This window comes from Hymenobacter sp. UV11 (assembly GCF_004684095.1).
Taxonomy (GTDB): domain Bacteria; phylum Bacteroidota; class Bacteroidia; order Cytophagales; family Hymenobacteraceae; genus Hymenobacter.
Genome location: NZ_SRII01000008.1, coordinates 317,408 through 328,862, shown reverse-complemented (window position 1 = coordinate 328,862; position 11,455 = coordinate 317,408). Strand labels below are relative to the sequence as shown.

9 protein-coding genes are annotated in these 11,455 nt (G+C 62.4%); 4 read left to right on the top strand and 5 right to left on the bottom strand.

What is annotated here, in order from left to right; translation table 11 throughout:
• On the bottom strand, nt 1-151 hold a 151-nt coding region (locus tag E4631_RS27060; protein ID WP_135318615.1), incomplete at its 3' end, for a transposase family protein.
• 1,209 nt (nt 152-1,360) lie between these two features.
• A complete protein-coding gene (locus E4631_RS17370) occupies nt 1,361-1,915 on the bottom strand; it encodes a histidine phosphatase family protein (RefSeq protein ID WP_133658991.1) in 555 nt (184 codons plus the stop codon).
• A gap of 322 nt (nt 1,916-2,237) precedes the next feature.
• On the opposite strand from E4631_RS17370, the gene E4631_RS17365 reads away from it, so the two are divergent.
• From E4631_RS17365 to E4631_RS17350, 4 genes are all read left to right on the top strand, one after another.
• Nucleotides 2,238-2,933 carry a response regulator transcription factor gene (locus tag E4631_RS17365; protein ID WP_133658990.1) on the top strand — a complete coding sequence of 232 codons (696 nt, stop codon included), beginning with the start codon at nt 2,238-2,240 and terminating at the stop codon, nt 2,931-2,933.
• A gap of 164 nt (nt 2,934-3,097) precedes the next feature.
• The gene (locus E4631_RS17360) at nt 3,098-4,480 is read left to right on the top strand and encodes a HAMP domain-containing sensor histidine kinase (protein WP_133657292.1); all 1,383 of its coding nucleotides are present in this window, start codon (nt 3,098-3,100) and stop codon (nt 4,478-4,480) included.
• Nucleotides 4,481-4,642: 162 nt separating this feature from the next.
• Nucleotides 4,643-5,584: a UTP--glucose-1-phosphate uridylyltransferase gene (locus E4631_RS17355; protein WP_133657293.1), complete on the top strand. Its 942-nt coding sequence runs from the start codon at nt 4,643-4,645 to the stop codon at nt 5,582-5,584.
• 117 nt (nt 5,585-5,701) lie between these two features.
• Nucleotides 5,702-9,034, top strand: coding sequence for a UTP--glucose-1-phosphate uridylyltransferase (locus E4631_RS17350; protein WP_133657294.1), 3,333 nt, complete (start codon nt 5,702-5,704; stop codon nt 9,032-9,034).
• Nucleotides 9,035-9,165: 131 nt separating this feature from the next.
• Here E4631_RS17350 and E4631_RS17345 read toward each other — a convergent pair whose 3' ends face one another.
• From E4631_RS17345 to E4631_RS17335, 3 genes are read right to left on the bottom strand one after another with little or no spacing between them, the layout of a single operon-like run.
• Nucleotides 9,166-9,645, bottom strand: coding sequence for an SMI1/KNR4 family protein (locus E4631_RS17345; protein WP_133657295.1), 480 nt, complete (start codon nt 9,643-9,645; stop codon nt 9,166-9,168).
• Between the two features lie 31 nt (nt 9,646-9,676).
• A complete protein-coding gene (locus E4631_RS17340; protein ID WP_166648063.1) occupies nt 9,677-10,753 on the bottom strand; it encodes an AAA family ATPase in 1,077 nt (358 codons plus the stop codon).
• A gap of 33 nt (nt 10,754-10,786) precedes the next feature.
• Entirely contained in the window at nt 10,787-11,407 is a 621-nt protein-coding gene (locus E4631_RS17335; RefSeq protein WP_133657297.1) for an outer membrane beta-barrel protein, read from the bottom strand.
• Nucleotides 11,408-11,455 lie beyond the last annotated feature (48 nt).

Here is an 11,455-nt window from a genome sequence, read left to right as displayed (position 1 = left end):
AGGCGTAATCATAAATCTGCTCAAAATCTTCGCAATCAGCCAGTAAGCCGCACAGCACCAGCCAAATAATATCGCTTAGCTCGTGTAGACAGCGCCCCTCCACCCGATAGTCCGTTACCTGCCAAAAGAAATCCGCTACTTCTTCTTCCATCCCCAAAGGTCGCTAACTTACCTTTTGGTGCTTTTGCCCTGATCTCGGAGCCGGTATAAGTAAATGATAATCCTTCGGCCACTACGCCTAGCCCCTGCTGGGGCAGCGGAACAGGCATCGTATCAGTGGCCACGATGCTCATGAGGTCATCGGCCGTTATTTGCTCATCGCTGGCCAAGTGCTGAATAATAAGCCGGCTCAGGATGGTATCGGTGCCGGGGCGAATGAGTTCGGCAATGGTTAGCGCCCGGCCCGTGCGCAAGTCGTAGGTGGTCGCGCCCGCACCGTGCTCAGGGTGCGGAGCATCTTTATAATCGCCCTCATAAAAGGTAGTCAGCGACAACAGGCCGTAGTCGTTGTAAACTATTGTTAGCTCGTTTCTCACCTCACTGCCACCGGGGTAGCCTAAGTCTTCGCGCAGCAATCGACGACGCTCGGCGGGCCCGGGGCACTGCAAGGGACGCAATTCGGGGCGCAGCGTGTCGGGACCCAGCAGGTGCAGGTAGTCCTGGCTACTGCTATTGGTGAGGTTTTCGGTGCGGGCGCGGTAGGCGGCCTTGCTTTCGCCTGGCTGGCGCTCCGCCGGGGTGGGCTCTTCCTCGCTCTCTTGCAGTATCTCGTACTTTACCGCGACTACGTGACCCTGCCCGTCGGTGTAGTCTTCGTGCAGATTGAAGGGCAGCGCTTGGCCGGCGGGGCTGCGCCAGGTGCCCGTAAGCACGGGGCCGAGGGGCTGGCTAGCTTGCCAGTGTCCGGTAGGCCGATGGCGATGCGTGGGGTCGGTTTCCGCCAGCAACAGCGGCTGGCTGGGTCGGAAGGGCTCCGGACCGCTCAGCAGCAGCCCGCCCGCCGAGTGGCGGTCGTAGTGGTAGCTGCCTTCGCACATGATGAAGTCTAGTGCGTGTGCCGCTTGGTCGCGCGTTAGCGGCGGCTGGCTCACAGTCAGCTCCACCGTCACGGGCTGGCCGCCCACGGTGCCCCGGTAGCGGTGGTAGCCGGTAAAGGGCGGCCCTACCCCCTCGGTAGCGGCTGATGGCGCGGGCACGGCCGCGGCTGGCTTTTCAGCCGCTTTCGTTTCTGCGCTGGTCGTGGTATTCGACTGGCAGTCAGCCAGCCCCATCAGGATGGCAGCAACCCAACCGGGCCACTGCCTCAACCAGTTTACAAGGCACTTGTCTCTCACAAAACGTATGCGTTAGCAGCCCTACTCTACCGCATCTTATTGGTGCTCACCACATGCGGGGCCGCGCCGTAGCGGCTCATTATTAGCTTAGCCGGCTTGCCGGGGCGTAGGTCTACTTTGAAGAGATAGTTGTATTCCTCATCGCGAATTTCGCTTGGTAAGGGGCCAGCGCCCAGCGCCGCCAGTAGGGGGAGCAGCGTGTTGGAATGGCCCACCACGACCACCGTTTTGCCCCCAAAATCGTGGCTGAGGCGGGTGGCCAGGGCGGCCGGCTCTTTGGCGTTGTACACCTCGGGCGTGAGGCCGGTGGCCTGGGCCAGCGGGGCCAGCGTGGTGCGGGTGCGGCGCGTGTCGGTAGTGAAGAGGGCAGCGGGCTTGCGGCGCGCCAGGCGCTGGGCCAGCAGTTGGGCGCGGGCCTCGCCGGCGGGCGTCAGGGGCGGGTCGGTGAGGCCGGGGGTGGGGTCTTTCTCGGCGTGGCGCACCAGGTAGATGGTGGTGCGGGGCGGCCGGGCAGCGGCGGGGCCGGTAGTTACCAGCGCCAGCAGCAGACTAAAAAGTAGGGGTAGGAAAGTCGTTTTCATGGGCAAGAGCGGCGCGCGCCACTCCGCTGCGCACTTGCCAAAGGTAGCCGCGAAACCAACGGGCCGCCCCCAAAGCCAGCCCGGCGCGCCGCAAACTAAAAAACAGCGAAAAAAACGGGCCTGGCACTAAAGTTTTTTATAGCCTCTGACGGACCGCGATACTTCCTTACTACGCTGCCTGCCCTACCCCCCACCCAGCAGCTGCAGACGAGCTGGCGCATTTATTTCTATCTTCATCAAATCGACAGCCAATCTTCATCTTCATTTAACGGCAACTGCGCGAATGTTGTATCATCATTCCTCCTTCACCCCTTCCCGCTCCATGCACGTTTTGCTCGTTGAAGACGAAAAAAGCCTCCACCAGGAGGTGCGCCAGTTCCTAAGCCAGGCGCAGTACCTGGTCGATTCGGCTCACACCTACGCCGAGGCGTCGGAGAAGCTGTTTGTGAACTCCTATGACTTTGTGCTGCTCGACCTGGGCCTGCCCGGCGGCGACGGCCTCGACCTGCTGCACGCCGCCCGCCAGAGCGAAAAGCAGGAAGCGTCGTTTATTATCCTGACCGCCCGCGGCGCCCTCGACGACCGCATCAAGGGCCTCGACCTTGGGGCCGACGACTACCTGCCCAAGCCCTTCTCGCTGCTGGAACTCACCAGCCGGATGCAGGCCATCACGCGCCGCAAGTTTGGCCTGAAGCGGCCCGAAATCACCTTTGGCGACGGCTTCGTGATGGATGCCACGGCCCGCACCGTGCGCTACGGCAGCACGCCCGAGGTGCCCGGCCCCGAGGTGCCGCTCACCAAGAAAGAGTTTGACCTGCTGCACTACCTGCTGCTGCACCGCGGCCGGGTGCTCACGCGCCTGCAGCTGGGCGAGCACCTATGGGGCAACGTGCTGGAAGACGATTCCGACTCGAACTACATCGACGTGCACATCAAAAACGTGCGCAAAAAGCTGGCGCAGTTCGGCTCGGCCGACTTTATTGAGACGGTGCGCGGCATCGGCTACCGGGCGGTGTAGCTTTGGTGCATTAGTTTGCCAGCAGGAAGTTTTGTCATTGCGAGCGCAACGAAGTGGAGCGCGGCAATCGCCCCAGAACGATACCCGAAAGAGTCGTTCTGGGGCGATTGCCGCGCTCCACTTCGTTGCGCTCGCAATGACAAACCAGCAATCCTTAGAATTTTATGAGATTAGAAACCAAGCTGGGCCTCTTTAATGGCCTTTCGAAGCTGCTGCTGGTGCTGCTGGGGGCGCTGCTGATTCCGCCCGTGGTGCAGCGTGTGGCCGTGGTGCACACCGACCAACGCCTGCGCGACAAGAAGATGGAGCTGCTACACCTCATCAAGCGCGACGGGCTGGCCAAGTTTCTGCGCGCCGAACAAAGTGAGAGCTACGCCGACTATAATATTCTAAAACAGGAATATATTACCATCACGCCACTGCCGGTCTACCCCACCGGGCAGGCCGGGCCGCCTACCGAGCGCATTTTTGAGGAGCCCCGGCAGGTAGACCAGCAGGTGGAAGATTTCCGCATTCTGAGCTACGTGGCCCCGCTGGGCATGGCCCCAACCGCAACGCCCGCCAGCGGGGCGGGCCCGCGCCGCTACCGCCTCGAAATCGGCTCGTCGCTGGCCACCGTGGAGCTGCTCACCGACACGCTGCGGCGGCTGGCGCTGTGGGTGCTGGTGGCGGGCGCGCTCATCACCGTTTTTACCGACGCGGCCTTTGCGCACTACCTGCTGGGGCCGCTGCGCGAATTGATTTCGCGCAAGCTGCGGGGCATCCGGCAGCCGGGCGAGTTTTCGTTTCAGCGGCTCGATACGGATACTACCGACTTCCGGCGGCTCGACGACTCGCTCTCCGCCCTGATGCGGCAGCTGCAAATGTCGTTTGAGAAGGAGCGCGAGTTTATGAGCAACGTGAGCCACGAGCTGCTCACGCCCACCAGCATCTTGCAGTCGCGCTTCGAAAACATGCTGCAAGACCCTACCCTGCCCGAGCCCCACGCCCAGCAGATAGTGGAGAGCCAGCGCACGCTCTACCGCCTGCGCAACACGGTGCGCACGCTGCTGCTCATCGCCAACATCGAAAACGAGCAGTACCTGCGCGACGCTAGCGTGAGCCTCACCCAAACCGTGCACGACGTGGCCGAGGAGCTCGACGACCGACGCCAGCAGCGCGAAATCGACCTGCACATCGACCTCCAGCCCGACTACGTGGCCCCCCGCGCCAATGCCACGCTGCTACATACGCTACTGCGCAACCTGCTGAGCAACGCCATCAAATACAACCACGAGGGCGGGCAAATTCGGGTATTGGGCCGCCCTACCCCCACCGGCGGCTACCAGCTGCGGGTAGAAGACGAGGGCCCCGGCATCGCCGCCGAAAACCTGCCGCTGCTCTTCGACCGCTTTCGGCGCTTCCACGCCACCGGCCCCAAGGCACCCGAGGGCTACGGCCTGGGCCTACCCATCGCCCAAACCATCGCCGCCTTTCACAAGGCCACGCTGCGGGCCGAATCGGAGGTGGGGAAGGGGACGGCGTTCGTGCTGGAGTTTGGGGGGTAGGGCCGCACCTTGGCCCAGGCAGGCGCTCTTGGCGCAACGTAGTCCGGGCTGGGTGTAGTGGGAAGTTTTATATTTCCCGAGCGCGCCAAGGACATAGCAATTTCGCACTGCCTTGCTAAAGGGCTAGCGTATCTTGCCGCCTCCTTCCTCTCGAAGCCCGATATGAAAATCAGAAAAGCTGTTATCACGGCGGCCGCCCGTGGCGAGCGGCTCTACCCCGTAGCCGATACCATTCAGAAAGCCATGCTGCCGGTCGTAGACCTCGACGGCTTGCACAAACCAGTTATTCAAATTATTGCCGAAGAGGCCTTTAGCAGTGGTATTGAGGAGTTGTGCGTAGTCTGCGCCCCCGGCGATGGCGCGCGCTACCTCAGCGCTTTTGCCTCGCTGCGCGATAACCTGGTGAAGTCGTACCAGGGCAGCGACTGGGCCACCCAGCAGGCCGACAAAATCGACTTCCTGCTGAGCCGGCTGCATTTTGCCGAGCAGGCCGAGCCGCTGGGCTACGGCCACGCCGTGGCCTGCGCCCGCGATTTTGTGCAAGGCGAGCCGTTTTTGCTCTTGCTCGGCGACTACCTCTACGTGTCGGCCCAGCCGGGGCAGCGCTGCGCGGCCCAGCTGCTGGCGCTGGCCACGCAGGAAAACTGCGCGGTGTCGGCCGTCAACCCCACTATCGAGCACCAGATTGGGCGCTACGGCACCCTCACTGGCCGGCTCGTGGCCGGGCAGGCGGGCGTGTACGAGATTGAGAAAATCATTGAAAAGCCCTCGCTCAGCACCGCCGAGCTAGAGCTGCCCACGCCCGGCCTGCGCGCGGGCTACTACTTGTGCTTCTTCGGAATGCACGTGCTCACGCCGAGCATTTTTGATATTCTGGCGCGCCACGAAGCCACCAGCAACGGCAACCTACTACTGACGCCCGCCCTGCAGGAACTGGCCGAAACCGAAAAATACCTGGCCCTCGAAGTGCAGGGCACGCGCTACGACCTTAGCCGCCCCCACGGCCTGCTGCGCGCGCAGCTCGCCCTGGGCCTCGCCGGCGAGGCCCGCGCCGCCACGCTCAGCACCATGGTCGAACTCTTAGCCGAAGCCAACGGCCGCTAAAAACCTCAGCGCACCTCAGCGAGAACCACTGCGTACCTCTGCGGTAACTTCCCTGGCGTATTTACCGCAGAGGTACGCAGTGGTTCTCGCTGAGGTGCGCGGAAGGCCCTACCCCCCATGAATATCCTCATTGAGACGATAACCTCGACCGACCCCGCCAAGCGGGACCGGTCGTTTTACGAGCTGGCCAAGCACTTGTCGGCTAAGGACTTGCTGAAGAGCCTGCGTGAGCTGGACGACTTTCGCAAGGCCACGCCCAGCCTCTACGACAAGGTGCGGGCGATTCTGTTCCTATACGCGGGGTTCCGGTTTTTCCTGCAGGAAGCGCCCGCCACGCCAGCCGTGGGCAAGATTCCCTACGCGGGCTTCGAGGACCTGCTGGCGCGGCGCTTCGAGCAGGCCATCAGCACGTTTTTGGCTGAGCTGGACGCCCACGGGCCCAACGCCATGCTCTTCAGCGCGCTGGCCGACAGCTACCACCAGCTCTCCTTCCAGACCCTGGCCAACCAGGTGCGCAAGAGCGTGCGCTCGACCAAGGGCAACCAGTGGATGTTCCGGGTGGGGCACCAGGACGAGCATCCCATCCACATCCACAAAGCCTTGTTGCAACGGCAGGAAAGCTCGATTTTCTACCCCGTGCTGCATGAGAGCACAGCCGTGCGCATGGACCTCACGCACAGCGGGTGGTCGGATATTTTCTTTCTGGGTATGGACTACCCCGAGGGCGCGCGGGTTGTCAATTTGTCAATAAACCTGGGCATGTTTGGGCGCGACAAAGACATTCGGCCGCCGCTGCACGCCTACGTGCGCGTCATCCCCGAGCCGGTGCTGCGCCTCACGAGCATCGACCTGAACACGACCAAGGACGTGACCGATTTGGCCGACTTGTTCAACTTCGGCAACGACTACCTGAGCTTGGTGAAAGCGGGCGTCATTGCCTCGGGCCTCATCCCGCCCTCGTTTGAGGGCACGGCGCAGTCCCTACCCCATCTGCTGGCGCGCATCGTGGCGCCGGGCATGGGTATCGAGCTAGTTACCAAGGTTAATGACATTCCGAAGGGCTCGCGCTTCGCGGTATCCACTAACCTGTTGGGCTGCATTATCAGCCTGCTAATGCGCGCCACCGGCCAAACCAAAAACCTCACCGGCGGCCTCGACGAAAACGAGCGCCGGCTGGTGGCCTCGCGGGCCATTCTGGGCGAGTGGATTGGCGGCTCGGGCGGCGGTTGGCAAGATTCGGGCGGCGTGTGGCCGGGCATCAAGGCCATTCAGGGCACGTTTGCCCAGGCCGGCGACCCCGAGTTTGGCATCAGCCGCGGCACGCTGCTACCCCGCCACCGCGTGCTGAACGGCGACGACATTCACCCCGAAATGGGCGAGCGTATCCGCAACTCGCTCGTGCTGTTTCACGGCGGCATGGCGTCTAATGTCGGCCCCATCCTGGAGATGGTGAGCGAGAAATACCTGCTGCGCGGCGAGAAGGAATGGGCCGCCCGGCAGTTCACCAACCAGGTGTTTGACAACATCTTAGGGGCGCTAAAAGACGGCGACGTGCCCAAGCTGGCCGCCAACACCGCCCGCAACTGGGAGTACCCGATTAAGACGATTATTCCCTGGGCCTCGACCTACTTTACGGAGGAGATTATTGCCCGCGCCAAGCAGCAGTTCGGGGCCGATTACTACGGCTTCCTGATGCTGGGCGGCATGTCGGGCGGCGGCATGGGCATGTTTATCAACCCCGAGCGCAACGAAGAATACAAACAGCGCGTGCTAGAGCTGCTGCGCTCGACCAAGCAGGAATTATCGGCCGCCCTACCCTTCGCCATGGAGCCGGTGGTGTATAACTGGGACATCAACTACCAGGGTAGCTGGTCGACGCTGCACGAAGGCGCCGAGGCCCTGATGCCCGAGCAGTACTACGCCATCCACGTCTCGCAACTCGTTAAGCAAGAGCCCGAAACCATCTCGTACATCCGGCGGGCGGAGGTCGATTTTTTCACCACCCACTGCGAGCAAAACAACCTGGCCTACCCCCTGCTGCGCACCATTGTCAGCAACTTGTTTCAGGTGTCGGACCCCGGCGCGCAGGGCAACCGCAGCGTCGAAAACGACAAGGCTGAGCGCATCAAGCAGGAAAACGGCTTCGACTACATTCAGCACGAAGACATTCGGGCCGACTTGCAGAAGGGCCGCATTGGCCTCTCGCGCAACCAGTTGCCGCTCGAAACTACCATCGCCGACGTGCTGCCCGGCGATGCCGCCCAGCTGACCGAGCAGGGCGAGCACGCGCAGGCCGGCGAGGCCGCCCTGCGCGCCGGCAAAGTGGGCGTGCTAAGCCTGGCGGCGGGGGTAGGCAGCCGCTGGACCAAGGGCGCGGGCGTTATCAAGGCCCTGAATCCGTTTGTGGAAATCGAGGGCAAAATGCGCAGCTTCCTCGAAATTCACCTGGCCAAAACCCGCCGCACGGCAGAGCGCTACGGCGCCATGATTCCGCACCTGGTGGCCACGAGCTACCTCACGCACGCGCCCATTCAGGCGCACCTGGCCCAGACCGGCAACTGCGGCTACCCGGGGCCGGTGTACCTCTCGGAGGGCCGCTCCATCGGCCAGCGCTTCGTACCGATGGCCCGCGACCTGCGTTTTCTGTGGGAAGAAATGCCCCAGGAAACGCTCGACGAAAACAAGCAGAAAGTGCGCGATGCCGTGCGCAATACCATGATAGGCTGGGCTACCACCAAGGGCGAAGGCACTGACTACGTAGATAATATCGCAGCCCAGCGCTTCTCACCGCTCGGACATTGGTACGAGGTGTCGAACCTGCTGCGCAACGGCACCCTGGCCCGCCTGCTGCGCGAGCAGCCGCAGGTCGAAACCCTGATGCTGCACAACATTGACACCCTCGGCGCCGACCTCGACGCGGCCGCCCTGGGCTACCACTTGGCCTCCCGCAATGTGCTGACCTTCGAGGTAGTGGCCCGCCGCATCGAGGACCGCGGCGGCGGACTGGCCCGCGTAAACGGCCAGCTGCGCCTGCTCGAAGGCCTGGCCCAGCCCCGCGAAGAAGACGAGCTCGGCCTGAGCTACTACAACACCATGACCACCTGGGTGCAAATCGACCCGCTGCTGGCCCTCTTCGGCCTCACTCGCGCCGAGCTCCTCACTGCCGACGACACCCGCCTGGCCCGCGCCGTGCGCAGCGTGGCCCAGCGTATTCCCACCTACGTCACCATCAAGGAGGTGAAGTACCGCTGGGGCCACGGCCAGGAAGACATCTACCCCGTGGCCCAAATCGAGAAGCTCTGGAGCGATATGTCGGCCCTGCCCGACGTGCCCTGCGGCTACCTCGTGGTACCCCGCCCCCGCGGCCAGCAAATGAAAGACCCCGCGCAGCTGGATGCCTGGGTCATTGATGGGAGCAAGGATTACGTGGCGAGTTTGGGGGCGTTTTAGGCACGCATAATCCGTTCGCTTGTCATGCTGAACGTAGTGAAGCATCTCTACCGCACCGTTTAGATTCGTCCAACGGTGCGGTAGAGATGCTTCACTGCGTTCAGCATGACAGCTTTTATTAAAACTTACAACTATTCTGCAAATGCATCATCTGACACAAGGCCATTAAGAAACGCAGCAAAACTGTCCGCAATATGTATATCCTGTTCCACCTCGGTGTCAATCCAGGAAACGGTAGGGACCTCTCCTTTCCTGTAGTCTAACGTAATCCACCAGTGTCCGTCACCACAGAGTAAGACCTGCTTTTCAGGAAGCCCCCATTCTTCTGTCATGTAAGCTGTTAAGAGAATGCTCTGAGCTGTATCGAATGATTCGGCCACAATACCGAATAATTCTGATAATGAAACATGGTCCTCAGCCCATGATGTCGGCTGCGTCGTAGGATAAGCAAAGCCCTTGGTATATCCTCCATTCTGCACATTTAAAAGCTCTATAAATTCAGAAGGGAGTCGAACACCTAGCAATTTTTCTGCCTCATTAACTGCGTCGGTTGTCAAAGCTGGGTGTTTATAGAAATTGGAGTCCCAAAAATTGTGCTTGTCAATTGCCATTCTGTTTTCCTCAAAGAGATTGAATTTAACACTACCCCAGCACCGCCCGCACCTGCGCCACGCGCTCCTCCACCGAGCCATCGAGCAGAGTATAGGGAATCCCCAACATCTCCAGCTGCATCAGGATGGCGCCGTGCTGAAACTGGCGCAGGGCCTCGGGGCCGCGCCAGCCATCGTCGGCGAAGGGCACGGTGGGCAGGCACACGAAGGTGCGGGCGTAGCGCTGGGCGCACACCCGCGCCAGGGTCTGCAAGGCGGGGTCGCAGCGGTGAAAATAGTAGTAGGAATAGAGCGCCGTGGTAGCCGCGTTGGTATCGCAGACGAGCCAGCCGCAGGCCTGGGGCGTGGCGGCATCTTCCAGTTCGAGCTGGCGGCGGCCGATATAGAGTAGGTCTTCGTAGTCGAGGGCGCCGTTTTTTTGCTCGTGCAGGGTGCGGCCGTATTCGGGTACCCACTCGGTGTTCAGGGCCTCGGCCAGCGCCTGGCAGAGGGTGGTTTTGCCGCTGCTTTCGGCACCCAGCAGCACGAGGCGCGGCACGGGGGTAGGCGGCACTGCGCCATACTGCGCGGCGATGAACGGATGAACCAGGGCCAGCGGGTCGGTGGCGAAGGGGGAGTTTTTGGCCAGGGCGGCACGCAGCCGGGTACCGCTGATGGGCACGCGCTGGCGCGGCTCATCAACCAGCACATGGGCGACTCCCAGGTGCTTGGCAAAGCCGCGCCCATAGGCTTCGCTGCTGAAAACCACGTCGATGCAGTAGCCCTGCTGGGCCAGCCACTGGCGCACAAACTCGCGGTGCGTGTGGTCGTCGGCCGCGTTGGGCGGTATGCCATCGGCCTCGGCGGTGAGGGCCACGATGCGCAGGGGGGTAGGGCCCACGCGCGGGCCCTGGGCGAAGTCGTCGCTGCGGTAGAGCTCACGCAGCCAGGCGGCGCGCGCCGGAGCCGGGTGCCGGGTATCGTCGGGGCTCGCGTACACGAGCACCAGCAGCTCGGCCACCTGGGCGGCGGCGGTTTCGAGCAGCAGTTGGTGGCCCCGGTGCGGCGGCCAGAATTTGCCTACCACGAGGCCTAGCGAATAAGGTGCGGCGGGATATAGCGTAGACATTGCGGCGGCTAACATACAAGGTAACTCGGCGCGCTAAAAGCGAACATTGGCCGCGAGCTGCACCGATTGAAACTTAAATTCCTGCACCGCCGAGCGCTGCCCGATGCCAATGTGGTTGAACCCCTGCAAGTAGCGAACTCCCAGCCCTAGGTGACGGCCCAGCGCTACGTCGAGGCCGGCCGTGGCGCCCACGCTGCGCTCCTCAGTGTCGTGGGTAATGTCGGTGGTCTGGCCGCCGACCTTTTGCTGCGCCTGAATGAGCAGGTCGAACCGGGGCCCCAGCAGCAGCTCGACTTTAGGGCCCCAATGGTAGCCCAGCAGCAGCGGCAGCGAGAGGTAGCGCAGCGTATAGTGCGGGCCTCCTGCCAGCTCGCCACTCAGCTGCTCAAACACGTACTCTTGCCGCACCAGCAGGCGATGAGGCAGCGCAATACTTACCCAAAAACCCGCCAGAAACCCCGGCTGCCAAGTGGTGGCAATGGGAGCTGGCGGCGGCGGGCTGCCAGCATTGAAGTCTGTGTTGGAATAGTTTAGCCCACCCCGGCCACCCCAGCTTACCGCCGGGCGGGCGGGCTCTGGGCCAGCCGGCGCGCTTTGGGCAAGCAGCCCAACGGGCCAGCTAGCCGCACCAATAAGGACCACCCACTTGTGCATACTCAGCCCATAGCACCGGGGAAATAGCGCGGCGCGGGCCTAATATAG